Source organism: Streptomyces sp. NPDC024632 (assembly GCF_055559175.1).
In genome coordinates, this window is record NZ_JBVHLD010000007.1 from 70,512 (window position 1) to 96,891 (window position 26,380).

Sequence of the window (26,380 nt, forward strand, 5' to 3'; positions counted from 1 at the left end):
GGCGGCGTCCACGGCGTCCCCGGCTGCCCGTCTCCCTCTCCACCGGCACGAATTCCTCGCGGAGTCTTCTCCACTGCGCATCTCCTTTGCTTGGCCTTCCGCCCTATTCGCTGTCGTGTCCAGAATTCTGGGAGGCGGAGTGCGGTGTCCAGGGCGTTTCCTGTTCGCGCAAGAATTCGTCGCGAACAGCCGTGAGGAAGTCGCGCATGGCGTCGTCGGCGAGGGCGCCCGAGGAGAAGTGCTCGAATTTCTTCACGTAAAGAGCGACGTCCCTGGGATCGGTCACCGCCATTTCGGCGTGCAGCGTCTCGACCGTGACCATACGGTTGTCGCGGATGACGAAGGAGTGACCGGGTGCGTATTTTTGTGCTGCGGTGAGCGGGACGACGCGGATGTCGAGATTGGGAAGCCCGGACAGGAAGATGAGCCTGTCCAGTTGGCCGGCCATCACCGGTGGCGGAACGAGCAGCCAGCGCAGTACGGGCTCGGTGACGACGAACCGCAGGGTCTTCGTCCTGTCGTACAGCACGCTCTGGCGATCGAGTCGCGCGGCGACCGTACGTGCCAACTGTTCGTCGCCCAGCTCCTTGCGGGAGAGCACCGCCCGCCCGTACTCGGGTGTCTGCAACAGGCCCGGAATCAGCGACGGTTGGCGGACACGCCCAATGCCGTGAGGATGCGCTCCACGTCGATGACGCCGGGCGCGGTGCGGCCGTTCTCGATCTTGCTCGGTTTACTGGTGGACATGACGGCGCCGCGGGCCACAGCCTTCGCTTCATGCCCGGATGCCTGCCGCAACGCCCGCAGCGCGGCGCCCAGTTCTGATCTGTTCACTCGCCGAACTCGGCCCACCAGTCGGTGAAGGGCCTCGCGTGTGCGAGCGCCACATCGCGGTACGCCCCGAACTCGTCGGCATCCGCCGCCTCGTGGACGTCCACGCCGAGGAACTTCCCAGCGCCGTCGTACGTCATGGCTGCCGCCGTCCTGCCGTCGAACAGCCAGAAGTCAGGGGCCTGCGGCAGCGGGTTCTCCGTCTCGGTGGTGTCGAGGATGAAGAATTCCTCACCGGCCGTCATGTTCCGCTGGTATCCCCAGCCCAGTTCGAATCGCAGGTACGGCGTGAGAGGCCGTGACAAGATGTGTACCCGATAGATGCGTTTCCCGGCCCGGGTGATCTCGCGGACCGTCGTGACCCAGTCAGCGTCTCGGTAGTCCTCCGGCTGATCCTCCCCTGCGAGGAAGGCGTGATAGGCGGTCACACCACCGGACTTGCTGTAGTCGCCCAGCGTTTCCAGCCGGAACGCTTCCCGCTCGAACTGCGAGAACATCTCGCCGAGCGTTTTAGAGGAGCCCGTCACGGATGGCCTTTCTGATCAGTTCCACAGGGATTTCGACCATGCCTTCGTGAGCGGGGATGCTCCGACCGTGCTCGGTGATGTGCGGCCCCTGCACTGCGAGGGTGCCCCGGTCGGTCACGTACAGCGTCGGACAATCGCCGTCGTCGCACGATCCGACGAGTCGTGTCAGCTCCACTGCTGCCCCCAGGGAAGAGACGGTGTCGTGTTCGATGCTCCCGAGTGACCGTCCCCCGGCGCACTGAGGCCCGCTCTCCCAAGCTCGAGTGCTCCGGATCGTGCACGTCGCAGGAGACGACAGCACACAAGAAGAGGGCGGCACCCCGTACGGGGTGCCGCCCTCTTCTTTCGCCATATCAGGCAATGGAGGCCGTGACCGGAATCGAACCGGCGTAACTCGCTTTGCAGGCGAGTCCCTCAACCACTCGGGCACACGGCCAGGTGTGTGTGCGGTGTGGTTCGACCTTCGCGGGTGGGGCGGGGGTGGGTCAAGGGTGGGGGAGGGGGTGCAACGGGACTGCCATACGGCGTTCATGAACGGGGGCGCGGGCCGGGGCGGGAAGGCGGCCGGGACGGAGGTGGGACGAGGGCGGGGCGTAGGGCGAAAGGCGGAGGGAAAGGGGGTCGCAGGGCAGGGGTGAAAGGGGCTGATGCCCCTTACCCTTGGCTGGTGACTGCCTCCGACACTCGCCGTGACCAGCGGCTTCCTGGAATCGACCCCGAGACCGCCCCGGACGCGCCGGAAGGCGTGATGGGGCGGTCGTACCGCGCGCTGACCCTGGGCATCGTGTCGGTGGTGCTGATGATCGCGTTCGAGGCGACCGCGGTGGGGACGGCGATGCCGATCGCGGCGCGGGAGCTGGACGGTCTCGGGCTGTACGCGTTCGCGTTCTCGGGGTATTTCACGACGTCGCTGCTCGCGATGGTGGTCAGCGGGCAGTGGTGCGACCGGTCGGGGCCGCTGCCGCCGCTGGCGGCGGGCATCGGCGGCTTCGCGGCGGGACTGGTGATCAGCGGGACCGCGCAGTCGATGTGGCCGTTCGTGCTCGGCCGGGCCGTGCAGGGGCTCGGCGGCGGGCTCGTGATCGTCGCGCTGTACGTGGTGGTCGGCCGGGCGTATCCGGAACGGCTGCGGCCCTCGGTGATGGCCGCCTTCGCGGCGTCGTGGGTGGTGCCGTCGATCGTCGGGCCGCTGGTGTCGGGGACGGTCACCGAACACCTCGGCTGGCGCTGGGTGTTCCTGGCCATCCCGGTCCTGGTGGCGCTGCCGCTCGCCGTCATGCTGCCGCCCCTGCGGCGGGCCGCGCACGCCCCCGACCCGGCCCCCGAGACGCTGCCCGAGGCCCCCGAGCCGGTCGCGCCGCCCGTACGGGACGGGCGGCGGATCTGGTACGCGGTGGCGCTCGCGACGGGCGCGGCGCTGTTGCAGTACGCGGGCCAGGACATCAGCCCGCTCTCGGTGATACCGGCCGTCGCGGGCATCGTGCTGCTCGTACCGTCCGCGCTGCGGCTGCTGCCGCCCGGCACCTTCCGCGCGGTGCGCGGGCTGCCCACGGTGATCCTGATGCGCGGGATCGCGGCGGGCACCTTCATCGCCGCCGAGAGCTTCATCCCGCTGATGCTGGTCACCCAGCGCGGCCTGTCCGCCACCATGGCGGGTCTGTCGCTGGCGGGCGCCGGGCTCACCTGGGCGCTCGGCTCGTACGTCCAGGCCCGCCCGCGCCTGGCGCCGGTCCGCGAACGCCTCGCGCAGTTCGGCATGGTGCTGTCCGCCGCCGCCATCTGCGGCGCCTGCCTCGCCCTCGTCCAGTCCGTACCGGTGTGGATCGTGGCCGTCGCCTGGTGCGCGGGCGGCCTCGGCATGGGCCTGGTCATCTCCACCCTCAGCGTGCTGATGCTGGAGCAGTCCGCCCCCGCGGAGGCCGGTGCCAACTCCGCCGCCCTCCAGGTCTCCGACGCCCTCTCCAACGTCCTCCTGGTCGCCGCCGCCGGCACCGTCTTCGCCGCCCTCGGCGGCGGCACGGTCGGCGCCACCGCCGACGCGAGCACCACCACGACCGCACACCCCGCGGCCTTCGCCGCCGTCTTCCTCCCCGCCGCCGCCCTGGCCCTCGTGGGCGCCTTCGTAGCGGGGCGCCTGCGCCCCCACCCGAAATCGGCGTGAGACCGACCGCCTGCGCCCGGGACGGCGTATCACCGTACGAGACGGCGTCCGCGCGCCCGTATGTGAGCTGAGTCGCACACGGGCGGCGCGGTGGCGTCGGGACGGGGGTGAGGGGGTGCGGCCGGTAGGCTGAGGCGGTTTTCGTACCGACCCGCCGCGAGACGAACCTCAACGGAGACCGTGACTACCACCGCCGCATCGCACCCGCACCATCTGTCTCCCGCCTTCCCCGGGCGCGCGCCCTGGGGGACGGCGAACAAGCTTCGGGCCTGGCAGCAGGGGGCCATCGACGCGTACGTCGCCAAGCAGCCGCGGGACTTCCTCGCGGTGGCGACACCCGGCGCCGGGAAGACCACCTTCGCGCTGTCGCTGGCGTCGTATCTGCTCCACAACCACCTGGTGCAGCAGATCACGGTGGTGGCGCCCACCGAGCACCTGAAGACGCAGTGGGCGGACGCGGCGGCGCGGATAGGGATCAAGCTGGACCCGGAGTACAGCGCGGGCCCCGTCGGCAAGGAGTACCACGGCGTCGCCGTGACGTACGCGGGCGTCGGGGTGCGGCCGATGCTGCACCGCAACCGCTGCGAGCAGCGCAAGACGCTGGTGATCCTGGACGAGATCCACCACGCGGGCGACAGCAAGTCGTGGGGCGAGGCGTGCCTGGAGGCGTTCGACCCGGCGACGCGGCGGCTGGCGCTGACCGGGACGCCGTTCAGGTCGGACACCAACCCGATCCCCTTCGTGGTGTACGAGGAGGGCAACGACGGCATCCGCCGCAGCGCCGCCGACTACACGTACGGGTACGGCAACGCGCTCAACGACGGCGTCGTGCGCCCGGTGATCTTCCTCAGCTACAGCGGCAACATGCGCTGGCGCACCAAGGCGGGCGACGAGATCGCGGCGCGCCTGGGCGAGCCGATGACGAAGGACGCCATCGGGCAGGCGTGGCGGACCGCGCTCGCGCCGACCGGCGACTGGATCCCGAACGTGCTGAAGGCCGCCGACCAGCGGCTGACCGAGGTCCGCAAGGGCATCCCGGACGCGGGCGGCCTGGTGATCGCCACCGACCAGGACTCGGCCCGCGCCTACGCCAAGCTGCTCAAGGAGATCTCCGGGCACAAGCCGACCGTCGTGCTCTCCGACGACCCCGGCTCCTCCAAGCGGATCGAGAAGTTCAGCGAGTCCGAGGACCGGTGGATGGTCGCGGTCCGGATGGTGTCGGAGGGCGTCGACGTGCCCCGCCTCGCGGTCGGCGTGTACGCCACGACGATCTCGACGCCGCTGTTCTTCGCGCAGGCCGTGGGCCGTTTCGTACGGTCGCGGCGGCGCGGCGAGACGGCGTCGGTGTTCGTTCCGACCATCCCGATGCTGCTGGAATTCGCCAACGAGATGGAGGTCGAGCGCGACCACGTGCTCGACAAGCCCAAGAAGCAGGGCGAGGAGGACCCCTTCGCGGAGGAGGACAAGCTCCTCGCGGACGCGGAGAAGGCCGAGGACGAGGCCACCGAGGAGGACATGCTGCCCTTCGAGGCGCTGGAGTCCGACGCGGTCTTCGACCGGGTGCTGTACGACGGGGCCGAGTTCGGCATGCAGGCGCATCCGGGCAGCGAGGAGGAGCAGGACTACCTCGGCATCCCCGGACTCCTCGAACCGGACCAGGTCCAGATACTGCTGCAGAAGCGGCAGGCCCGACAGATCGCCCACAGCCGGAAGAAGCCGGACGAAGAGGCCGATCTGCTCGAACTCCCCGCCGAGCGGCGCCCGATCGTCACCCACCGCCAACTGCTCGAACTGCGCAAGCAGTTGAACACGCTCGTGGCCGCGTACAACCATCAGAGCGGTAAGCCGCACGGGGTGATTCACACCGAATTGCGCCGTGCGTGCGGCGGGCCGCCGAGCGCCGAGGCGACGGCGGGACAGCTCGGCGAGCGGATCAAGAAGGTGCAGGAGTGGGCGACCCGAATGCGATGATGTCGGCCGTATTGTAGAGGGTGGATCTCCAAAGTCGGGTCAAGCCGACGCCCGGATTGTGGACGACCCCTTCCGCTGAGCGGTACCCGCTCGCTACGGTGCCGGTCACGCACGCGCCGTGGCAGTGCAGCCGCGGAGCGCAGCCGGTATGACGACTACCGGCGGCCTCTCCGCGCACTGCCGCGGGACCGGCAGTGCGTTACCGCCGTGGAGATGGCCGCCGCCTACGAGGAGGGGGCGTCGTGACCGCGGAGACGTCTCAAACGCTTGACCGGGGCCTGCGGGTTCTCAAGCTGCTCGCCGACACCGACCACGGCCTGACGGTGACCGAGCTGGCCGCCAAACTCGGTGTGAACCGGACGGTGGTCTACCGCTTGCTGGCCACGCTGGAGCAGCATTCGCTGGTCCGCCGTGACCTCGGCGGCCGGGCGCGCGTCGGACTGGGCGTGCTCGGTCTGGCCCACCAGGTGCACCCGCTGCTGCGCGAGGCCGCACTGCCCGCGTTGCGCTCGCTCGCCGAGGAGATCGGGGCGACCGCCCACCTGACCCTCGTCGACGGCAGCGAGGCGCTGGCCGTCGCCGTCGTGGAGCCGACCTGGACCGACTACCACGTGGCCTATCGCACCGGCTTCCGGCACCCGCTGGACCGCGGGGCCGCGGGGCGCGCCATTCTCGCCGGGCGGGGCATGCAGCCGACGCCCGACGGGTCGCGCTGGGAGCGGTTCGTCGAGGAGGAGTCCCTGGGCGCCCGCCCGGCCGAGGGGCCGCCCGCCGCCCATACCGTCACCGCCACCGAGCCGGTCCGGTACGTCCTCACCCACGGCGAGCTGGAGGCCGGTGCCAGCGGGGCCGCCGCGCCCCTCCTGGGCGTCCCCGGCATCGAGGGGAGCGTCGGCGTCGTCATGCTCGCCGACTCGGTCCCCGAGAGGGTGGGTGCGCGCGTCGTGGAGGCCGCCACGGAGGTCGCCGACGCCCTGCGCTAGGGCGCTGAGCCTCCCCACAAGGGTGCGCCCCCAGGCCCCCGGGCCCGTGCAGGGTCCTTTGCCGGTACGCCGGCTACGCGTCTTCATGGGCCCGGCCCAAGGGGGGCTCCTTTGCTGGGACGCCGCTACGCGTTTTGGGCTGCTGCCCCGGGGCGGTTGTTTTGCTGGGGGCGGTGGGCCGCGTTTTTGGGGGCGCGGGGAACTGCGCGGGCTGCCGCGGTGCTTCCGCGGGTCACCGCCGGTCCCGGCGGGGCGGTTCGGTTGTTGGCGGGCCACCGGCCGGTGGTGGGTTGCTCGCGCAGTTCCCCGCGCCCCTGGCGGGGCACTGGTCGTGCGTGCGTGCGGGCAGCGGGGCCCGGCCCCGGGGCGGTTGCTTTGCCGGGGGCGGCGGGGCTGTTCGGTTGGGTCCGGGCCACCGGCCGGTGGTGGGTTGCTCGCGCGGTTCCTCGCGCCCCTGGCGGGGCACTGGTCGTGCGGGGGCGTGGCCGCGAGGGCGGGGGGTGTGAAATAGGGTCGGCGGCATGCGTAGAAGCAGCGTCTCCCGGCGGACCGTGACTCTGGCCGTCTGCGGAGCAGTCACGGCCGGGCTGCTGGCCGTCGCGGCCCTCGCCCCGCTCCCGATCTCGATCGTGGAGCCGGGGCTGACGGCGAACGTGCTGGGGGCGGACCAGGGGACGCAGGTGATCACGGTGAGCGGGACACCGGTGCGCAGGACGAGCGGGCAACTGCGGATGGTGACGATCCAGGCGACGTCACCGGACGCCTCGGTGCACGTCACCGACGTGCTGAAGGCGTGGTTCAAGAAGGACCAGGCGGCGATGCCGCGCGACTCGGTCTATCCCACCGGCGGCTCGGTGAAGGAGATCGAGAAGGCGAACCGCAAGGAGATGACCGACTCGCAGGACGCGGCGACGACGGCCGCGCTCAAGCACCTCGGGCTCTCACCGTCCAAGGTGAAGGTCGATCTCCAGCTCGCCGACGTCGGCGGCCCCAGCGCCGGGCTGCTCTTCGCACTCGGCATCATCGACAAGATCAACGGCGACGGCCACGGCGGCGACCTCACCGGCGGCCGGACCATCGCGGGCACCGGGACCATCGACGCCTCGGGCAAGGTCGGCGCGGTCGGCGGGGTGCCGCTGAAGGAGCAGGCCGCCCGCCGCGACGGCGCGACCGTCTTCCTCGTACCGCGCGGCGAGTGCTCCGACGCCAAGGCGGAGCTGCCCGACGGGCTCAGGCTGGTCCCGGTCAACGACCTGGACGGCGCGCTGGCGGCCCTGGCCGCCCTGGACAAGGGCGGAAAGCTGCCGACCTGCTAGAGGCGGCTAGACCGACGCCCGCGCGGCGCCCGGCGACACGGCGGGCTCGTCGCCGGGCTCGTCGTTCCAGTGCCGGAAGGCGGGCAGGACGAGCGGGCTCAGCGTCGTGAGCAGATAGACGGCGCTGACGGTGGCCATGGCGGTGCGCAGGCCCGCGTACTGGACGAGGAAGCCGCCGAGCAGGCCGCCCAGCGGCACGGCGACCAGGACGCCGGAGGTGACGGCGCCGAAGACCCGGCTGCGCAGCCGCTCGGGGACCAGGCGGACCATCTCGGTGCCGATCATCGGGTTCAGGACCCCGGCGGCCAGCCCGCACACCGCGCAGGTGACCAGGAGCGGGGTCAGACCGGGCACGAAGGCGGCCACGGCCGTCCGGGGGAAGCCGCTGATGAGGAACGCGCCGATGTAGAGGCCGCGTTGCGACACCCGGTGGCCGACGACGCCGTACGTCAGCGAGCCGATCAGCGCGCCGCCGCCGAAGGTCCCGGCGACCAGGCCGACGCTCACCGAACCGCCCAGGTGCTCGCGGGCGTCCACCGGCAGCAGCACCGCCGACCACGCCTGGTCCAGCGCGTTGGTCACCATCACCATCACCACGATGGCGAACAGCAGCCGCGCGGCCACCAAGTAGACGAATCCCTCGCGCAGTTCGGCCCGGTAACTGCCGGCGGACTCCTTCGGCGGCTCCGGCGCCTCCGCCGGCGTCCGGTCCCGTACCCCGATCCCGATCAGCACCGCGGACACCGCGAAGGTCGCCGCGTCGACCAGCAGCGTATTGGTGGCGCCCATCACCGAGATGAGCACGCCAGCCAGCGGGGCGCCGAGCATACGGGCGCCGCGCGACGCGCCCTCGTACGCGCTCGACGCCCGCGCCACGGTGGTGTCGGCGCGTGCGGCGAGCCGGGGCATCAGCACCTCGCGGGCGGTCTCGCCGGGGGCGTGGAAGAGGCCGCTGACGCCGACGAGCGCGAGCAGTTCCCAGTAGCGCAGCCCGACGGTCAGATGCAGCAGCGGTACGGCCGCCATGGCCGCCGCGCACACCACGTCCGACACGACGCTCGTGACCGCGTAGCCGAGCCGGTCGATCAGCGGGCCGCCCAGGATCGCGGCGAGCACGACCGGCAGGGTGGCCGCGAAGGCGACCAGACCGGCCCGCGCCGGGCTCCCGGTGGTCTCCAGGACGAACCACGGGACGGCGACGACGGTGAGCATGTTCCCGGCGATCGAGACCACGTTGGCGGCCAGCAGCACCCCCAGCGGGCGCCGGTCGCGGGCCGGTCCCGACCCGTCGGGCCGGTGGTGGGCGTGCGGTATCGCGGTGCGTGCGGGCATGGCGAATTCCCCCGTGACGATGGGTCGTTGATACGGAGTGACGGAGCTACGGAATTACGGGCCGGTGCGGACAGGGAGCCGGTACGGACAGGGAGCCGGTACGGATACGGGTACGGATACGGCTGCGCGTGCGGTGACGGCGCGCGCGGCGCGGGGGAGCGGGGTCAGTCGGACGCGATCGGGAACTCGTGGAACTGCACCCGGACCCGCTCACCCTCCGGCCCGTCCGTCTCCCGCTCGCGGAAGGACTCCACGAGCGCGTGCACCCGCTCGCTCAGCTCCACCGCGTCCTGCGGCGTGAGGCGCAGCGTGAAGCGGCTGGAGTCCCACGCCTCCTGCCAGACCTTCGGCCAGGTGTGCATCGTGCTCATCCAGGTCGCCACCTGCTCGGCGCTGCTGGTGGCGTGCTCGACCAGGAAGGTGCTCATCGCGGCGCGCACCTCTGGGTCGGGGTGCCGGACGAACTCCCCGATGCTGTCGAAGCGTTGGCCCCGGTGCACCGCCTTCCACCAGCGCTCGCGCGCGGTGCCGCGGCCGGGGTCGTCCTCGACCAGGCCGAACGAGGCGAGCTGGCGCAGGTGGTAGCTGGTCGCACCGCTGGACTCGCCGAGCCGGTCGGCCAGTTGGGAGGCCGTGGCGGGGCCGCGGTCGCGCAGCGCGGCCAGCAGCCGCATCCGCAGCGGGTGGGCGAGGCCGCGCAGCGACCTGGCGTCGAGGGTCAGCAGATCCTCGTCCGAGATCGGGCCGATCGGCACCGCGTCCTTCTTGTCCGTCATGGACACCACCTTAAGCGCATGCAAAGCACCTTTGCAACGCTCTTTTGCAAAACAGCTTTGCATCCACCCCAGAGCCGTACGCCCGAGCCGTACCCCCGGCCCGTACCCCGCGAGCCGTACCCCCCGAGCCCCGCAGGGCCCCCTCACCCGTTCTTGATGAAGCCCTCCGCGATCAGCCACTTCTTCGCCACGTCGTGCGGGTCCTGCCCGTCCACGTCCACCTGGGCGTTCAGCTTCTGCGCGACCGCCGTGTCCAGCTTGGCGCTGATCGGGTCGAGGAGCTTGGCGATGGCCGGGTACTTCTTGAACGCCTTGCTGTAGATGACGGGCGCCGCGTTGTAGTTGGGGAAGAAGTGCTTGTCGTCCTCCATGACGGTCAGGTGCATCGACTGGATGCGGCCGTCGGTGGTGTACACCTCGCCCAGCAGGCAGGAACCGTTCTTGTTCACCTGGGTGTAGATGATCCCCGCGTCCATCTTCTGGATCCGCGAGCTGGGGATGTCCATGTCGTACGCCTTCATCATGCCGGGCAGCCCGTCCTGCCGGGAGGCGAACTCGTTCTCCACGCACAGCGTCACGGCCCTGGGGTCCTTCTTCGCCAGCGCGGCCACGTCGGAGAGCGTCTTGAGGTGGTACTTCGCGTTGTTGCGCTGGCTGACGGCGAGCGAGTACGTGTTGTTCAGCGTGGACGGCGGCAGCCAGGTCAGGCCGTTCTTCAGGTCCGCGTCGTGCACGGCCTGCCACTGCGCCTGGGGGTTCTTGATGGGTTCCGTGTGCCCCAGATACGTGATCCAGGCGGTGCCGGTGTACTCGTACATCGCGTCCGCCTGACCGGACTTGACCGCCTCGCGGGCGCCGATCGAGCCGGTGATGTTCGTCCGGTCCAGCACGCTCGCGCCCGCCGCCTTGAAGGCGAGGCCGATCATCTCGCCCAGGATGATGTTCTCGCTGAAGTTCTTGGACGTGATCACCAGGTGGGCGCCCTTGAGGGGTTCGCCCTGCCCGATCGAGCCCGGTTTGACGTTGTCCACCAGCGGGCTGCCGCTGGTCAGCCCGCAGGACGCCAGCAGGGCGGCGCCGCAGAGCGCCACGAGCCCCGTACGCCGCCGCGTCACGCCGTCACCTCTAGGCCGCGGGGCCGCATCAACTGCTCGGCGACCGAGGCCAGCCAGTCCACGAACAGCGCGAGCACCACCGTCAGCACCGAGCCGAGGATCAGCACCGGCATCCGCTGGTTGACGATGCCGGAGGTGATCAGGTCGCCGAGGCCGCCGCCCCCGCCGAAGGTGGCCAGCGTGGCGGTGCCGACGTTGAGCACCAGCGCGGTCCGCACGCCCGCGAGGATCAGCGGTACGGCGAGCGGCAGTTCGACCTTGGCGAGCACGCCGGGCGCCGACATGCCGATGCCGCGCGCGGCCTCCACCAGCGTCGGGTCGATGGCCTTGAGCCCCGCGACGGTGTTGGAGAGCACCGGCAGCACCGCGTAGGCCACGATGCCGATGATCGCGGTGCGGGCGCCGATGCCCAGCCAGATCACCAGCAGCGCCAGCAGGCCGATCGCCGGGGTCGCCTGGCCGATGTTGGCGAGCGCGGTCACGAACGGCGCGACCCTGCGCAGCCGCCGCCGGGTCAGCGCGATGCCGACGGGGATGGCGATCACCAGCACCCAGAAGGTGGAGATCGCGGTCAGCTTCACGTGCTGCCAGAGCCGGAGCTGCACATTGCCGTCGTCGAGCGAATTCTTCTCGATCGCGTCCAGGTGGATGTTGGTGATCCACAGATACGTGGCGAGCAGCACGGCGGCCAGCACGACCGGGGTGAACACCAGCTTCCGCCACGTCAGTTTGGGCTTCGGCCTGGTCGCGGCGGGCGCGGGCCCGCCCTCGTGCTCCTCGTGCTCCGTACCGCCGTCGTCGTCGCGGAAGGCCAGGCCGCGCACGTCGTGCTCGCCGGGGGGACGGCGCTCCCCGGCGTCGCGGGTGTCCCGGCCCGACGGGTGGGACCGGCCGCCGTCGGCGCGGCTGGCCCCCGTCGCGCGGTCCGGGCCGTCCGGGCTCATGACGCCGGCTCCGCGCCCGCCGCGCCCTCCTGCTCGGCGCGTGCCCGCTCCTCCTCGTGCCCCTGCCCGGCCTGCGACTCGGCCAGTTCGTGCTGGTGCTCCATCGCGGTCAGCCGGTCGGCCTCCAGCATCTCCTGCACCGAGTTCATCAGCGTCTCCATGTCGACCACGCCCACGAATTCGCCGCGCCGCCCGGTCACCGCCACCCGCCCGCCGCTGTCGGTCAGCACCGCCTCCAGCGCGTCCCGCAGCGTCGCGTCCCGCGTCACCGTGTCGTGCACGACCGTGCCCGCCCGTGCCAACGACCCCTTGGCGCGCATCAGATCGCCGCGCCGCAGCCACTTGTACGGGCGGCGCCGCCGGTCGAGCAGCAGCAGTTCGTTGTGCTGGCTGGTGCGCAGCCGCTCGAAGACCGACTGCAACGGCTCGTCGACGCCCACCGCGGGGAAGTCGGCGATGCCGACATCGCGCACGCGGGTGAGATTGAGCCGCTTGAGCGCCGCGCCGGCGCCGACGAAGCCGGACACGAAGTCGTCGGCCGGGTTGGTGAGAATGGCCTCCGGCGTGTCGAACTGGGCGATGTGCGAGTGCTCGCGGAGCACCGCGATCCGGTCGCCCAGCTTGATGGCCTCGTCGAAGTCGTGCGTGACGAAGACGATCGTCTTGTGCAACTCGTGCTGGAGCCTGATCAGTTCGTCCTGGAGGTGGTCGCGGGTGATCGGGTCGACCGCGCCGAACGGCTCGTCCATCAGCAGCACCGGCGGGTCGGCCGCCAACGCCCGTGCCACGCCCACGCGTTGCTGCTGTCCGCCGGAGAGCTGGCGCGGGTAGCGGCCGTGGAACTCCCGCGGGTCCAGGCCCACCAGGTCGAGCATCTCCTCGACCCGGTCCTTGACCCGCGACTTGCTCCAGCCGACCATCTTCGGCACCAGCGCGATGTTCTCCGCGACCGTCATGTGCGGGAAGAGACCGGACGACTGGATCGCGTACCCGACCTTGCGGCGCAGCTTGACCGGGTCGATCGCGGTGACGTCCTCGTCGTTGATCCTGATCCGCCCGGACGACGGCTCGATCAGCCGGTTGATCATCTTCAGCGTGGTGGACTTGCCGCAGCCGGAAGGGCCCACGAAGATCACCGTCTCACCGGCCTTGATCTCCATGCTGACGCTGTCCACGGCCGGGTCCTGGCTGCCCGGATAGCGCTTGGTCAGGTTCTCCAGCTCGATGGTGGCGCCCGCCACCCCGGCGGGCGCCGGCTGCTCCCGGTCCTGCGGTGACCACTGCTCAGACACGGATCCCCCTCGGAATGGTCAGACGGCCGATGCCCACGTACGCGGCGTCGAAGAGCAGCGCGAGGACGATGATGCCGAGCGTGCCGGACAGCACCTCGTTGAGCGCGTTGGCGCTGCCCAGCGACGCGATGCCGCGGAAGATCTCGTTGCCGAGGCCGGGGCCCGAGGCGTACGCGGCCACCGCCGCGATACCCATCAGCATCTGGGTGGCGACCCGGATACCGGTCAGGATCGGCGGCCAGGCCAGCGGCAGCTCCACCCGCAGCAGCCGGGCCACCCGCGACATGCCGATGCCCTTGGCCGCGTCCACCAGCGCCGGGTCCACACCGCGCAGCCCGACGATGGAGTTGCGGACGACCGGCAGCAGCCCGTACAGCGTCAGCGCGGTCACCGTCGGCGGCACGCCCAGGCCCAGGACCGGGATCAGCAGACCGATCAGGGCCAGCGACGGGATGGTGAGGATGGTCGCGGTCGAGGTGACCGCGAGATTGCCCGCCCAGTCGCTGCGGTAGGTCAGGACACCGATCAGGACGCCGATCACGGTCGCGAGCACCATGCACTGGAACACCGCGCTGGCGTGCTGGAAGGCGTCGGTGAGCAGTTGCTGGTGCCGGTTGGAGAGGTACTGCCAGAAGCTCACCGCGCCGCCACCTCCCCGTCTCCTTCGACCGCGTGGCGCGTCTACGTGTCGCGCGCCGCCTGCTCCACCAGCGGGATGATCCGCAGCGGGACCGGGTTCTCCATGACGATGGCCGTGGCGGCCCGGACAATCCCATCAAAGCCGACAACGCGGTCGATCACCCGCTGGAGATCGGCGTTGGAACGCGCCACCAGACGGCAGAGCATGTCGCCCTGACCGGTCGTGGTGTGCAGCTCCAGCACCTCCGGCACGGTGGTCAAGTGCGCCCGTACGTCGGCCCCTTGGCCCTGCTTGATCTCCAGCGTGGCGAACGCCGTCACCGGATAGCCGAGCGCCGCCGGGTCCACCTGCGGGCCGAAGCCGCGGATCACCCCATTGGCCCTCAGCCGGTCGAGCCGCGCCTGCACCGTGCCGCGCGCCACCCCCAGCCGCCGGGACGCCTCCAGCACGCCGATCCGCGGCTCCCGGTCCAGCAGCGTGATCAGCCGCCCGTCCAGCGCGTCGATTCCCATACCCCGCCGCCTTCCGTGGTCATGCTGCACAGATTGACCCGTCGATCCTCGCTTCCGCTGTGCAGACTGTCCACTGAAATCCGGAACTATTGCGCACCCTGACAAGCGGCGGGACGCTTTTGTCATGACTGAGACCCAGGATGCTTTCCCGGTAAAGGGCATGGACGCCGTCGTCTTCGCCGTGGGCAACGCCAAACAGGCCGCGCACTACTACTCCACCGCTTTCGGCATGCGCCGCGTCGCCTACTCGGGACCCGAGAACGGCAGCCGCGAGACCGCCTCCTACGTCCTGGAGTCGGGCGGCGCGCGCTTCGTGTTCACCTCCGTCATCAAGCCCGCCACCGACCACGGCCGCTTCCTGGCCGACCACGTCGCCGCCCACGGCGACGGCGTCGTCGACCTCGCCCTGGAGGTCCCGGACGCGCGCGCCGCGTACGCGTTCGCCGTCGAGCACGGCGCCACCGGCCTCACCGAGCCGTACGAGCTGAAGGACGACCACGGCACCGTCGTGCTCGCCGCCATCGCCACGTACGGCCAGACCCGGCACACCCTGGTCGACCGCACCGGCTACGACGGCCCCTACATGCCGGGCTTCGTCGCCGCCGAGCCGGTGGTCGAGCCCCCGGCGCGGCGCTTCTTCCAGGCCATCGACCACTGCGTCGGCAATGTCGAACTCGGCCGGATGAACGAGTGGGTGGCCTTCTACAACCGGGTCATGGGCTTCACCAACATGAAGGAATTCGTCGGCGACGACATCGCCACCGAGTACTCGGCGCTGATGTCCAAGGTCGTGGCCGACGGCACGCTCAAGGTGAAGTTCCCGCTCAACGAGCCGGCCGTCGCCAAGAAGAAGTCCCAGATCGACGAGTACCTGGAGTTCTACGGCGGCCCCGGCGTCCAGCACATCGCGCTGGCCACCAACGACATCGTCGCCTCCGTACGCGCCATGCGCGCCGCCGGTGTCGAATTCCTCGACACCCCCGACTCCTACTACGACACCCTCGGCGAATGGGCGGGCGAGACCCGCGTCCCCGTCGAGACACTGCGCGAACTCAAGCTCCTCGTGGACCGCGACGAGGACGGCTACCTGCTCCAGATCTTCACCAAGCCGGTCCAGGACCGCCCGACCGTCTTCTTCGAGATGATCGAGCGCCACGGCTCCATGGGCTTCGGCAAGGGCAACTTCAAGGCCCTGTTCGAGGCGATCGAGCGGGAGCAGGAGCTGCGCGGCAACCTCTGATCTCACCCTGTGGTCTCGCGGGGTCCCGCCCTTGAGGGCGGGGCCCCGGCCTGTCAGGGTGAACACATGCACGATGAACTGATCACCGCACTGCGCGGCGGCCTGCCGCCGGAGGCGGTACTGACCGACCCCGACGTCGTCGCGGCGTACTCCCAGGACATGGCGAGCTTCTCCGCCGTCGGCACCCCGGCGGCGGTCGTGCTGCCCCGCAGCACCGAGGACGTGCAGCACGTCATGCGGACCGCGACCGCGCACCGGGCGCCGGTCGTACCGCAGGGGGCGCGGACCGGGCTGTCCGGCGGCGCCAACGCCATGGACGGCTGCATCGTGCTCTCGCTGGTGAAGATGGACCGCATCCTGGAGATCGACACGGTCGACCGGATCGCCGTGGTCGAACCGGGCGTCGTCAACGCCGTGCTGTCCAGGGCGGTCGGCGAGCACGGCCTGTCCTACCCGCCGGACCCGTCGAGCTGGGAGCAGTGCACGATCGGCGGCAACATCGGCACCGGCGCGGGCGGCCTGTGCTGCGTGAAGTACGGGGTGACGGCCGAGTACGTCCTCGGCCTCGAGGTGGTGCTGGCCGACGGGCGGCTGCTGACCACCGGGCGGCGCACCGCCAAGGGCGTGGCGGGATACGACCTCACGCGGCTCTTCGTCGGCTCCGAGGGCACCCTCGGCATCGTCGTGAAGGCGGTCCTCGCGCTGCGGCCCGCGCCGCCGCGCCAGCTCGCCATGGTCGCCGAATTCCCGTCGGCCGCCGCGGCCTGCGCCGCCGTCTGCTCGATCATGGAGAGCGGCCATGTGCCGTCGCTGCTGGAGTTGATGGACGGCACGACCATCCGCGCGGTCAACGCGATGGCGAACATGGGCCTGCCCGAGACCACCGAGGCCATGCTGCTCGCCGCCTTCGACACCGCCGACCCGGCCGCCGACCTCGCCGCGGTCGGCGAGCTGTGCACGGCGGCGGGCGCCACCGACGTGGTGCCCGCGGAGGACAGCGCCGAGTCCGAGATGCTGCTCCAGGCGCGCCGCCTGTCGCTGACGGCGCTGGAGACGATCTCGACGGCCATGATGATCGACGACGTGTGCGTACCGCGCGCGAAGCTCGGCGAGATGCTGGACGGCGTCGCGGACATCTCGGCCAAGTTCGGCCTGACGATCGGGGTGTGCGCGCACGCGGGCGACGGCAACACCCACCCCGTGGTCTGCTTCGACGCGCACGACCCCGACGAGGCGCTGCGGGCCCGCCAGTCCTTCGACGAGATCATGGCGCTCGGTCTCGCGCTCGGCGGCACCATCACCGGCGAGCACGGCGTCGGCCTGCTCAAGAAGGACTGGCTGGCCCGCGAACTCGGCCCCACCGGCGTTGAGTTGCAGCGCGGCGTGAAGGCCGTCTTCGACCCGCTCGGGCTGCTGAATCCGGGCAAGCTGTTCTGAGGGCCGCGCCGGGCGTGCCCGGCCCTCACGCCCCCGCGTCCGGCGTCTCGTCCTTCCCCGACCACGGATCGCTCAGCCACAGCTCGTCCCGCGTGGTCGGGGCGAGCAACCGGCTGAGACCGTCGTCCATGCCGAGCTGCTCGTGCTCGGTGCCCGGCGGCACCACCCGCAGCGTCCGCTCCAGCCAGGCCGCGACCGGCGACGAGGGCGCCTCCAGCAGCGCGTTGCCGTCGGGGGAGCTGAGGGCCAGACAGATCACGCTGCGGCCGTTGACCTTCGTCGGCCAGATCCGCACGTCACCGTGACCGCACGGCCTGAACACGCCCTCCACGATCAGCTCGCGGGCGAATGTCCAGTTCACGGGGGCGTCGGAGCCCACGTGGAAAGTGATGTGCACGGCAAAGGGATCATCCGTGCGATAGGCCAGCCTGGCGGGTACGGGGATGCTCCGCTCCGGCGACAGCACTAGCTGCATTTCCAGTTCGCGTTCCACCACGGTGTGCATCGACTCGACATCCTTTCCTCGGCGCGGCAGCCCCATTTCGCGTTCCGCGTGTTCCGCGGTGTCTTCGGTGACGCGCAGCGGGTGCTGCGCCGGGGCCTGCACCAGGAGAGAGCGCGTACCACTCCAACCATTACGCGGGTTCGCGGGATTCGGTTCAAATTTCCTGAAGCACGGGCACGAGGGGGCGCGTACGGGTAAAGACAAGTACGCCCTCCGAAGCCGGGCGGTGCGGGGAACGGCGGTCACGCCGGGCCCGCGCGTCTGGTAGATGTGGACGTCACAAACCCCCCAGACCGAGCAGATACGGATTCCGTGAACCATGAGCGCACCCACTTCTGGCTCCTCCGGTTCCTCTTCCGCGTCCCCGGCCCCGGGCTACTACCCTGACCCCTCGGTCCCGAACTACATCCGCTACTGGAACGGCTCCACCTGGGTGCCGGGTACGAGCCGGCCCGCGCCCGCCGCGGGTGAGGCGCCGGTTCCGTCCCCGTCCCCTTCTTCTTCCCCTCCGCCCGCCCCGGCGATGGACGAGTCCGGGCCAATGTTCCTCGACGAGGACCCGGGGGCGCCGCACTCCGACTTCGGTACGCCGGCGCCCGCTGCGGCCCCGGCGTCCGCCCCGGAACCCGCTCCTTCCTGGCCCCGGCCCGCCGGGCAGGAGCCCGGCGCCGAGCCGCCGCGGATCTCCTGGGGCGCCGCGGGCACGGCCGCCGCGCCGGGCGTGCCCGCGCAGCAGCCCCCGCCCGCCGCCGAGCGGCCCCAGCCGCGGACACCGCCCCACCAGCCGCAGGTCCACGCCCAGCCTCAACCGCACGCCCAGCCGCAGCCGCAGGCCGCCCCCCAGCCGCAGCCGCAGCCGCAGGCCCAGCCGCAGCCTCAACCGCAGGCCGCGCCCTGGGCGCAGCAGGTGCACCATCTGGCCCGGCAGTCGGCGGGGGAGCAGGAGCGGCCCGCGGGCGAGGAGCGCCCGGCGCCGTGGCGGCCCCCGGCCGGTGACCCGTTCCTGAGCATGATCTCGGCGCAGGGGCGGCCGGGTGCGCTGGTGCGGCGGTTCGCGGCGCGCGTGCTCGACACCGTGCTGTTCTGCGCGGTGACCGCCGCCGCGGCCGTACCGCTGGGCACGGCCGCGTACCACCACATCCACACGAAGGTGGACGACGCGAAGCAGAGCGGCGAGACCGTGAAGGTGTGGCTGATCGACGGCACGACGGGCCTGGAGCTGGCCGTGGTGCTGCTGGTGGCGGTCCTGGCGGGCCTGCTGCTCGAAGTGCTGCCGACCGTCAAGTGGGGGCGCACGCTGGGCAAGAAGCTGGTGGGCCTGCGGGTGCTGGACGTCGAGGCGCAGATCCCGCCGGCCTTCGGCCCGAGCCTTCGCCGCTGGCTGACCCACACCGTGCTGGACGTCCTGGTCGTCGGCGTCGTCGGCCTCGCCTGGTGCCTCTTCGACCGCCCGTGGCGCCAGTGCTGGCACGACAAGGCCGCGCGGACGTTCGTGGCGGCCGACTGAGGTCACGTCCGTGGGGGCGTACGTCCGCGCCGATGCCGTACGTCCGGGGCGGCGCCGTACTCCGAACGGAGTCCGCAGCGGGCGGGCGGCCGGTGTCCGGGTTTGACTCGGGACATGAGTACCGATCAGCCAGCGCCCGGTTCCCCCCAGGACCCCTTCGCCAAGCCGCCAGGCGACCAGGCCGGCGGCCCGTACAACGGCGCCCAGGGCACCCCGCCGCCGGGCAATCCGTACGGCGGCGACCCGTACGGCGGCGGTCCCGCCACTCCGGGCGGCCCCGGCGGCTCCGACAACCCCTACGGCGGCGGTCCCGGCGGCCCGGCGAATCCGTACGGCGGCGGCGGTCCCGGCGGTCCGGGAAACCCGTACGGCGGCGGTCCTGGCGGTCCCGGCGGGCCCGGGGACCCCAACAACCCCTACGGCGGCGCCCCGCAGGACCCGCTGGCCGGGATGCCGCCGCTGGCGGACGGCGGCAAGCGCGTGCTGGCCCGCGTCATCGACGTGATCATCGTGCTGATCCCGGCCGGTCTGCTGGACTGGGCGGCGGGCGGCACCGACAACTTCAGCAGCGGCAAGTCGGCGGTCGGCAGCGCCTTCTTCGCGGTGCTCGGCTTCCTCTACGAGTGGTTCATGACCCGGTCCACCGGCCAGACGGTGGGCAAGAAGCTGATGAAGCTGCGCGTGGCGATGCTGGAGAACGGCAGCGTGCCCACCTCCGCGGCGGCGGGGCTGCGCGCCCTCGTGCTGTGGCTGCCCGCCTTCTGCTGCAGCTGCGTCTGGTTCGTGATCCTCGGCATCACGGTGCTGTTCGACAAGCCGTACAAGCAGGGGCTCCATGACAAGGCCGCCAAGACGGTGGTCGTCCAGACCGCCTGACGGACCGGCGGCCGGGCGGAAGGGCGCCGCACACGCCCTGTACCACCACCCGGATGGCTGATTGACTGAGCGTCATGAGTGCAGACCAGCCGTCCGGGATGGCCCCGCTCGCCTCCCTCGGCCAGCGGTTCCTGGCCCGGGTCGTCGACACCGCGATCCTGATCGTCCTCGACGTGCTCCTCAGCGCGGCGGTGTTCGGCGGTGATCTGTCCAATCCAGGTGACGCGGGCCGCGGCAAGGAGATCCTCGCGGGGGCGGCGACCTTCATCGCGTACTTCCTCTACGAGGGCGCCATGACGGCCGCCCGCGGGCAGACCCTCGGCAAGATGCTGCTGCGGATACGCGCGGCGCGCCTGGAGGACGGCGCGGTCCCCGGCGGCGTCGGCTGGACGCGGGCCGCGGTCTACGCGCTGCCCGGCGTGCTCGTCACGATCCTGATCGGCCCGCTCTTCTGGCTGCTCAACTCCCTGTGGTGCACCTGGGACAAGCCGTTCCGGCAGTGCCTGCACGACAAGGCGGCCAGGACCGTGGTCGTGGCCGCCGTCTGACGCGGTGACGCGGTGACGCGGTGAAGCGGTGCAGCGGACGAGCGCTGGAGCGATGAAGCGGTGGCGCCGTGAAGTGCCGAAGTGCCGAAGTGCCTTCAGCGGTGACATGCGGTGCGGGTCTTCCGCGCGGGTCCGCGCCGGGCCTCAGCGTCGTAGTGACGCCTCGCCGACCCGCGACGACTCGCGTACGCCGCGACCGCCGGCGGCCCGTGGGAGCGGGCGCTGTGCGGGGGACGGTTGGGCGCCGGACTCGGCGGCGGGAACGGTGGAACCGGTGGAACCGGTGGAACCGGTGGAGGCGCTGGGCCGGGCCTGGGCGGACCGCACCCGGGCGGCGAAGGGCAGGGTGACGGTCACCGCGACGAGCAGGCCCAGGATCAGTCCCGCCGCGCAAATGACGGCGACTCCCACGCCGGACCGTGCGTCCGACAGCAGGAGCATCGCGAAGGTGGACAGGACAACGGTCAGGGAACCGTAGGCGAGTTGCGCGGTCGTAGGACGTGGCATTGGGGGAATCCGTCCTCGGTAGCGGGCTGGCTCTACGCTTCGGCATGCCCGGCCCGAACATGGGGTAAGCGTGACCTAACCCACGGTGCGGAGCACGAGGGGGCGCACGGGGTCGCAAGCGTGTCAGGCGTCTCATCCTGCGGACGCCGGTGTCCGTCAACGCCCGGACGGTGGCGGCCGGTTGGTGTGACCTGTGGGTCCGCTGAGCGGTGCCGGGAAACCGGTAAACGTACTGGCCTGCCATGCTCAAGTCAAGATCTGTTTTTTCTCCCTTCACTCCGATGCAATGGCCTTTCTCAAGGGGAGGTCAAAAATCTTGAAAACGCAGCGGAGGATCACCACACCCGCCGCCCTGGCCCTCGCGATAGCCGTGTTGGGCGTCACCGCGGTCACCACCGCGGGGGCGTACGCGGCTCCCGCCGAGAAGGGGCAGCCCGCACCCGTGGCCAGCCACGATCCGGCGGAGAACCAGGCCCACGATCTGCCGGGCCCGTTCAGCGAGAAGCAGTCGGCCGAGCGCACGGCCGCGCTTCAGCAGGTCGTGAACGGCGACGCGACCGTGCAGCAGCGCGGCGGCTCGAAGGTCGTCCAACTCGGCTCCGGCAAGGGCAAGAAGAGCAAGTACGTCGAGCTGGGCCGCGAGCAGACCGACAAGATCTTCACGATTCTTGTCGAGTTCGGCGACCAGGTCGACAACACCACGACGTACGACCCGGACGGCCCCGACGGCCCGCAGCCGCCGGTCGTGAAGTACGGCGGCGACCCGGGCCCCGCGCACAACACCATCGCCAAGCCGGACCCGAAGAACGACAACAGCACGGCCTGGCAGGCGGATTACAACCAGCAGCACTTCAACGACCTCTACTTCTCGCACGACGCGAAGAAGGAGTCGCTGGCGAAGTACTACGAGAAGCAGTCCTCGGGCCGCTACTCGGTGGAGGGCGAGGTCTCCTCCTGGGTCAAGGTGCCCTGGAACGAGGCCCGTTACGGCTCCAACTACTGCGGCGCCAGCACCTGCTCCAGCGCCTGGGACCTGATCCGCGACGCCACCACCGCGTACGTCGCCGACCAGAAGGCCCAGGGCCGCACCGACGCGCAGATCAAGGCGGACCTGGCCCAGTACGACCAGTGGGACCGCTACGACTACGACGGCGACGGCAACTTCAACGAGCCCGACGGCTACATCGACCACTTCCAGATCGTGCACGCGGGCGAGGACGAGTCCGCGGGCGGCGGCGCCCAGGGCACGGACGCGCTGTGGGCGCACCGCTGGTACGCCTACGGCACCGACGCGGGCCGCACGGGCCCGGCCGACAACAAGTCCGGCGGCACCCAGATCGGCAACACCGGCGTCTGGATCGGTGATTACACCCTCCAGCCGGAGAACGGCGGACTCGGCGTCTTCGCGCACGAGTACGGCCACGACCTCGGCCTGCCCGACGAGTACGACACCACGTACGTCGGCGAGTCCAGCGTCGGCTTCTGGTCGCTGATGTCCTCCGGCTCCTGGATGGGCACCGGCAAGGACTCGATCGGCGACCTCCCGGACGACATGAGCGCCTGGGACAAGCTCCAGCTCGGCTGGCTCAACTACGGTACGGCCAAGGCCGCTTCGCGCTCGACGACCAAGCTGGGCGTCGCCGAGTACAACACCAAGGACAAGCAGGCGCTGATCGTCTCGCTGCCCGACAAGGCGGTCACCACCGCCATCACCGCGCCCGCCGAGGGCAGCAAGCAGTGGTGGAGCGGCAGCGGCGACAACCTGTCCAACACCCTGACCCGCTCGGTCGACCTGACCGGCAAGTCCTCGGCGTCGCTGGCCCTCAAGGGCTGGTGGGACATCGAGGAGGGGTACGACTACCTCTACACCGAGGCGTCCGCCGACGGCGGGGCCACCTGGACCGCGCTCGACGGCACCGCCAACGGCAAGTCCATCCCGCGCGACGGCGGCGGCACCCCGGCGCTGACCGGCACCAACGGCGCGTACCAGGACCTGTCCTTCCCGCTGAACGCCTACGCGGGCAAGCAGATCCAGCTCCGCTTCCGCTACCTGACCGACGGCGGCGTGGCCCAGCAGGGCTTCGCGGCCGACGCGATCTCGGTCACCGCGGACGGCGCGACCGTCTTCACCGACGGCGCCGAGACGGACGACAACGGCTGGACCGCCAAGGGCTTCTCCCGGATCGGGGCGTCGTTCACCAACGACTACCCGCAGTACTACATCGCGGAGAACCGGCAGTACGTCTCGTACGACAAGACGCTGAAGACCGGCCCGTACAACTTCGGCTGGACGAGCACCCGGCCGGACTGGGTCGAGCACTACCCCTACCAGAACGGTCTGCTGGTCTGGCTGTGGGACACCTCGCAGTCCGACAACAACGTCGGCATCCACCCCGGCGCGGGCCAGATCCTGCCGATCGACGCCCACGCCAAGGCGGAGAAGTGGTCGGACGGCAGCGTGATGCGCAACCGCATCCAGGCGTACGACTCGCCGTTCAGTTGGTTCCCGACCGACGGCTTCACCGTGCACACCAACGGTGTCGCCACCAAGGTCAAGGCGAAGCTCGGCAACCCGGTCTTCGACGACCACTACGGCTCCTACTGGGACGCCGCGAACCCGACCGGCGGGGTGAAGGTGCAGGACACCAACACCCGGATCACCATCGTCGGTGAGGCGCTCGACGGCAGCACGATGACCCTCCAGGTCGGGCCGGCGCACCGCTGATCACCGCGCCGATCGCCGGGCTAATCACCGGGACGGTCACCGCACGAAGATCGTCCTGATCGGGTCGCATCCGCTGTGACCTGCTGTTTCATCCGGGTTCATCCCGCGTTCGGCCGTCGTCCTCTGGTGGGCGGCGGCCGAACGGCTGATGATGTGACCATGGCGGTCGGTGGATTCACCAAGCTCCCGGGCGGCACGGTCGTCGTCGCACTCGGCCTGCCGCATCCGGCGTGCCCCGAACGCACAGTACGGGTCGTGGTGCACGCCCAGAACCGGCAGCGCGCCCTCACCCGGCTCAGCAACCTCGGCTTCCGCGGCGCCCGGCTCACCGGCAACGCCGAGCCGCCCACGCCCGACGAGGTCACCGCGGTCCTGCACCACCCGGACGGCCTGGTCTGGCGCGAATACCGCGGCAAGGGGGACGTCGGCGCCAGCACCGAGCTGTGGCACCCGATCTCGGCGCTGAACCGTACTCCGCGCTAGCTGAACCGTACTCCGCCCTAGCCGGCGACCACCGGGGCGCCGGTCAGCTCCACGCCCGCCTCGCGCAGCTCCACCAGCGCCCGGTCGGTCGTCGTGGGCGCCACGCCCGCGGTCAGCGAGAGCAGCACACGGGTCGTGAAGCCGTCGCGTACGGAGTCCAGCGCGGTCGCCCGCACGCAGTGGTCGGTGGCGATGCCCACCACGTCCACCTCCGTGACGCCGCGCTCGCGCAGCCAGCCGGTCAGCGCCGCGCCGTTCTCGTCCAGGCCCTCGAAGCCGCTGTACGCCGCCGCGTACGCCCCCTTGTCGAAGACCGCGTCCACCGCGCCGGAGGCGACCGCGGGCGCGAAGTTCGGGTGGAACCCCGCGCCCTCCGTGCCCGCGACGCAGTGCACCGGCCACGACGTCACGAAGTCCGGCCGGTCCGAGAAGTGCGAGCCCGGGTCGATGTGGTGGTCCCTGGTGGCGACGACGTGCCGGTAGCTGCCCGCCGACTCCCCGATCAGGTCCGTGATCGCCGCGGCCACGTCGGCCCCGCCGGTCACCGCGAGGCTGCCGCCCTCGCAGAAGTCGTTCTGCACGTCGACGACGATCAATGCGCGGTGCATTTTGCCCTTCCGGCGGAAAGTGTGGAAACGGTCCCGAGCCTAGGGGTGCGCTCCCCCCAACGTAAGACGTTGCCCTCCCCGCTGCGCGGGGAACCGCGCGCTCAGCCGTCGACGGGCCGCTCGCGCGGTTCCTCGCGCCCCTGAGGGGGCGCCCCCGCGGGGGTCACATCAGTTCGGTGGGGAGGACGGGCTCGCCGCGGGAGAGCTGGGTCGCGGAGAGGGGAAGGCCCGCGCGAGCGGTGATGTGGCGGGCGCGGGCGGAGTCGAGGGGCTCGCGGCCGATGACCTCGCCGTGGCGGACGAGGGGGACGAGGAGCTGGCGGTCGGCGAGCTCGGGCGGCACGGCCCCGGTGCCGACCACCTCGGCGGCGGCGACGCCGTCCTCGTCGAGCCGCCGGGCGGCCCACTTGCGGCCGCCGACGCTCGTCTTGCCGCCGAGGGACTTCTTGGCGACGGAGACCAGCGGCTCGTCGGGGTCGTCGGAGGTGGCGCGGGCCACGAGCTTGTAGACCATCGAGCAGGTGGGGTGCCCGCTGCCGGTGACCAGGGAGGTGCCGACCCCGTAGGCGTCCACGGGCGCGGCGGCCATCGAGGCGATGGCGTACTCGTCCAGATCGGAGGTCACGATGATCTTCGTGTCCTTGGCGCCGAGGTCGTCGAGCTGCTGGCGCACCCGGTAGGCGAGCAGCAGCAGGTCGCCGGAGTCGATCCGGACCGCTCCCAGCTCGGGCCCGGCGATCTCCACGGCGGTGCGCACGGCGCTGGTGAGGTCGTACGTGTCCACCAGCAGCGTCGTGCCGCGGCCGAGCGCGTCCACCTGGGCGGTGAACGCGTCGCGCTCGGTGTCGTGCAGCAGCGTGAAGGCGTGCGCGCTGGTGCCGATGGTCGGGATGCCGTACCGGAAACCGGCGGCGAGGTTGGAGGAGGAGCCGAAGCCGCCGATGTACGCGGCCCGCGAGGCGGCCACCGCGGCCAGCTCATGGGCGCGCCTGGCGCCCATCTCCATCAGCGGACGGCCGCCCGCGGCCACCGCCATCCGGGAGGCCGCCGCGGCGATCGCCGAGTCGTGGTTGAGGATCGACAGGATGACCGTCTCCAGCAGCACGGCCTCGGCGAAGGTGCCCTCGACGCGCAGGATCGGCGAGCCGGGGAAGTACACCTCGCCCTCCGGGTATCCCCAGATGTCGCCGGTGAAGCGGTAGCCCGCCAGCCAGTCGAGGGTCGCGGAGTCCACCACGCCCTCGCGCTCCAGGAATTCCAGCACGGGTTCGTCGAAGCGGAAGTTCTCCACCGCGTCGAGGACCCGGCCGGTGCCGGCGACCACTCCGTAGCGGCGCCCCTCGGGCAGCCTGCGGGTGAACGCCTCGAAGACCGAGCGGCGCTGCGCGGCGCCGCTGCGCAGGGCGGCCCGCAGCATCGTCAGCTCGTACCGGTCGGTGAACAGGGCGGTGGACGGCACGTCCACCGGCAGTCCCAGGTCTGCTGTGCTCATGGCGAGGATGCTACCCCCAATACTCGTCAGAGTGACGATTTCTCGGGGCAAG

24 protein-coding genes, 1 tRNA gene and 1 pseudogene are annotated in these 26,380 nt (G+C 71.1%); 11 read left to right on the plus strand and 15 right to left on the minus strand.

Translation table 11 applies throughout. From position 1 onward, the window contains the following. Positions 1 to 103 precede the first annotated feature (103 nt). From ACZ37P_RS16050 to ACZ37P_RS16065, 4 genes and pseudogenes are all read right to left on the minus strand, one after another. Positions 104 to 798: pseudogene (locus ACZ37P_RS16050) on the minus strand (helix-turn-helix domain-containing protein). A 32-nt stretch (positions 799 to 830) separates the two neighbouring features. Then, a complete protein-coding gene (locus tag ACZ37P_RS16055; RefSeq protein ID WP_391047144.1) occupies positions 831 to 1,358 on the minus strand; it encodes a DUF6879 family protein in 528 nt (175 codons plus the stop codon). Continuing rightward, positions 1,342 to 1,533, minus strand: coding sequence for a hypothetical protein (locus ACZ37P_RS16060; protein WP_355343280.1), 192 nt, complete (start codon positions 1,531 to 1,533; stop codon positions 1,342 to 1,344). Before ACZ37P_RS16060 ends, ACZ37P_RS16055 begins: the two co-directional genes overlap by 17 nt. 186 nt (positions 1,534 to 1,719) lie before the next feature. Beyond that, positions 1,720 to 1,794, minus strand: a tRNA-Cys gene (locus tag ACZ37P_RS16065). Between the two features lie 312 nt (positions 1,795 to 2,106). On the opposite strand from ACZ37P_RS16065, the gene ACZ37P_RS16070 reads away from it, so the two are divergent. The 4 genes from ACZ37P_RS16070 to ACZ37P_RS16085 all read left to right on the plus strand — a co-directional run bounded on the left by ACZ37P_RS16070 (position 2,107) and on the right by ACZ37P_RS16085 (position 7,789). Further along, positions 2,107 to 3,519 carry an MFS transporter gene (locus ACZ37P_RS16070; protein ID WP_355343283.1) on the plus strand — a complete coding sequence of 471 codons (1,413 nt, stop codon included), beginning with the start codon at positions 2,107 to 2,109 and terminating at the stop codon, positions 3,517 to 3,519. A 180-nt stretch (positions 3,520 to 3,699) separates the two neighbouring features. Next, positions 3,700 to 5,490: a DEAD/DEAH box helicase gene (locus tag ACZ37P_RS16075; protein WP_355343030.1), complete on the plus strand. Its 1,791-nt coding sequence runs from the start codon at positions 3,700 to 3,702 to the stop codon at positions 5,488 to 5,490. Positions 5,491 to 5,732: 242 nt separating this feature from the next. Next, positions 5,733 to 6,473: an IclR family transcriptional regulator gene (locus ACZ37P_RS16080; RefSeq protein WP_355343033.1), complete on the plus strand. Its 741-nt coding sequence runs from the start codon at positions 5,733 to 5,735 to the stop codon at positions 6,471 to 6,473. 521 nt (positions 6,474 to 6,994) lie between these two features. After that, entirely contained in the window at positions 6,995 to 7,789 is a 795-nt protein-coding gene (locus ACZ37P_RS16085; protein WP_355343036.1) for a S16 family serine protease, read from the plus strand. Between the two features lie 6 nt (positions 7,790 to 7,795). Here the strand turns inward: ACZ37P_RS16085 and ACZ37P_RS16090 are convergent, their stop codons facing one another. The 7 genes from ACZ37P_RS16090 to ACZ37P_RS16120 form a co-directional block, all read right to left on the minus strand. Then, on the minus strand, positions 7,796 to 9,121 hold the full coding sequence (locus ACZ37P_RS16090; protein ID WP_467346894.1) for an MFS transporter: 1,326 nt from the start codon (positions 9,119 to 9,121) through the stop codon (positions 7,796 to 7,798). A 164-nt stretch (positions 9,122 to 9,285) separates the two neighbouring features. Then, on the minus strand, positions 9,286 to 9,897 hold the full coding sequence (locus ACZ37P_RS16095; protein ID WP_188284047.1) for a winged helix-turn-helix domain-containing protein: 612 nt from the start codon (positions 9,895 to 9,897) through the stop codon (positions 9,286 to 9,288). A gap of 143 nt (positions 9,898 to 10,040) precedes the next feature. Next, positions 10,041 to 11,012, minus strand: a complete 972-nt coding sequence (locus ACZ37P_RS16100) for a glycine betaine ABC transporter substrate-binding protein (RefSeq protein WP_355343042.1) — start codon at positions 11,010 to 11,012, stop codon at positions 10,041 to 10,043. Continuing rightward, on the minus strand, positions 11,009 to 11,956 hold the full coding sequence (locus ACZ37P_RS16105; RefSeq protein WP_355343045.1) for an ABC transporter permease: 948 nt from the start codon (positions 11,954 to 11,956) through the stop codon (positions 11,009 to 11,011). The genes ACZ37P_RS16100 and ACZ37P_RS16105 overlap by 4 nt, the downstream gene beginning before the upstream one ends. Beyond that, positions 11,953 to 13,248 carry a betaine/proline/choline family ABC transporter ATP-binding protein gene (locus ACZ37P_RS16110; protein ID WP_355343048.1) on the minus strand — a complete coding sequence of 432 codons (1,296 nt, stop codon included), beginning with the start codon at positions 13,246 to 13,248 and terminating at the stop codon, positions 11,953 to 11,955. Before ACZ37P_RS16110 ends, ACZ37P_RS16105 begins: the two co-directional genes overlap by 4 nt. After that, positions 13,241 to 13,888, minus strand: coding sequence for an ABC transporter permease (locus ACZ37P_RS16115; RefSeq protein WP_355343051.1), 648 nt, complete (start codon positions 13,886 to 13,888; stop codon positions 13,241 to 13,243). Before ACZ37P_RS16115 ends, ACZ37P_RS16110 begins: the two co-directional genes overlap by 8 nt. Before the next feature lie 41 nt (positions 13,889 to 13,929). Beyond that, the gene (locus ACZ37P_RS16120) at positions 13,930 to 14,400 is read right to left on the minus strand and encodes an Lrp/AsnC family transcriptional regulator (RefSeq protein ID WP_093716663.1); all 471 of its coding nucleotides are present in this window, start codon (positions 14,398 to 14,400) and stop codon (positions 13,930 to 13,932) included. 124 nt (positions 14,401 to 14,524) lie between these two features. Between ACZ37P_RS16120 and hppD the strand changes: the two genes are divergently transcribed. Next, complete coding sequence (gene hppD / locus ACZ37P_RS16125) at positions 14,525 to 15,640, plus strand: 4-hydroxyphenylpyruvate dioxygenase (protein WP_467346897.1); 1,116 nt, start codon at positions 14,525 to 14,527, stop codon at positions 15,638 to 15,640. A gap of 66 nt (positions 15,641 to 15,706) precedes the next feature. After that, positions 15,707 to 17,077: an FAD-binding oxidoreductase gene (locus ACZ37P_RS16130; RefSeq protein WP_467346899.1), complete on the plus strand. Its 1,371-nt coding sequence runs from the start codon at positions 15,707 to 15,709 to the stop codon at positions 17,075 to 17,077. A gap of 25 nt (positions 17,078 to 17,102) precedes the next feature. On the opposite strand, the gene ACZ37P_RS16135 is transcribed toward ACZ37P_RS16130, so the two are convergent. Next, positions 17,103 to 17,582, minus strand: a complete 480-nt coding sequence (locus tag ACZ37P_RS16135; protein ID WP_355343286.1) for an SsgA family sporulation/cell division regulator — start codon at positions 17,580 to 17,582, stop codon at positions 17,103 to 17,105. Between the two features lie 319 nt (positions 17,583 to 17,901). Between ACZ37P_RS16135 and ACZ37P_RS16140 the strand changes: the two genes are divergently transcribed. From ACZ37P_RS16140 to ACZ37P_RS16150, 3 genes are all read left to right on the plus strand, one after another. Continuing rightward, entirely contained in the window at positions 17,902 to 19,089 is a 1,188-nt protein-coding gene (locus tag ACZ37P_RS16140) for an RDD family protein (protein WP_467346901.1), read from the plus strand. 114 nt (positions 19,090 to 19,203) lie between these two features. Beyond that, positions 19,204 to 19,965 (plus strand): RDD family protein, encoded by a 762-nt coding sequence (locus tag ACZ37P_RS16145; RefSeq protein ID WP_467346903.1) that lies wholly within the window; start codon positions 19,204 to 19,206, stop codon positions 19,963 to 19,965. A gap of 74 nt (positions 19,966 to 20,039) precedes the next feature. Beyond that, on the plus strand, positions 20,040 to 20,513 hold the full coding sequence (locus ACZ37P_RS16150) for an RDD family protein (protein ID WP_355343066.1): 474 nt from the start codon (positions 20,040 to 20,042) through the stop codon (positions 20,511 to 20,513). A 144-nt stretch (positions 20,514 to 20,657) separates the two neighbouring features. On the opposite strand, the gene ACZ37P_RS16155 is transcribed toward ACZ37P_RS16150, so the two are convergent. After that, complete coding sequence (locus ACZ37P_RS16155; protein WP_467346906.1) at positions 20,658 to 21,020, minus strand: hypothetical protein; 363 nt, start codon at positions 21,018 to 21,020, stop codon at positions 20,658 to 20,660. Positions 21,021 to 21,336: 316 nt separating this feature from the next. Here ACZ37P_RS16155 and ACZ37P_RS16160 point away from each other — a divergent pair, with 316 nt between their 5' ends. Together ACZ37P_RS16160 and ACZ37P_RS16165 are read left to right on the plus strand one after the other, a co-directional pair. Further along, on the plus strand, positions 21,337 to 23,745 hold the full coding sequence (locus ACZ37P_RS16160) for an immune inhibitor A domain-containing protein (protein WP_467346908.1): 2,409 nt from the start codon (positions 21,337 to 21,339) through the stop codon (positions 23,743 to 23,745). A gap of 159 nt (positions 23,746 to 23,904) precedes the next feature. Then, entirely contained in the window at positions 23,905 to 24,228 is a 324-nt protein-coding gene (locus ACZ37P_RS16165) for a hypothetical protein (RefSeq protein WP_355343075.1), read from the plus strand. A gap of 17 nt (positions 24,229 to 24,245) precedes the next feature. Here ACZ37P_RS16165 and ACZ37P_RS16170 read toward each other — a convergent pair whose 3' ends face one another. Both ACZ37P_RS16170 and ACZ37P_RS16175 read right to left on the minus strand, forming a co-directional pair. Further along, positions 24,246 to 24,836, minus strand: coding sequence for an isochorismatase family protein (locus tag ACZ37P_RS16170; RefSeq protein ID WP_355343078.1), 591 nt, complete (start codon positions 24,834 to 24,836; stop codon positions 24,246 to 24,248). A 163-nt stretch (positions 24,837 to 24,999) separates the two neighbouring features. Continuing rightward, complete coding sequence (locus ACZ37P_RS16175; RefSeq protein WP_391047120.1) at positions 25,000 to 26,328, minus strand: nicotinate phosphoribosyltransferase; 1,329 nt, start codon at positions 26,326 to 26,328, stop codon at positions 25,000 to 25,002. Positions 26,329 to 26,380 lie beyond the last annotated feature (52 nt).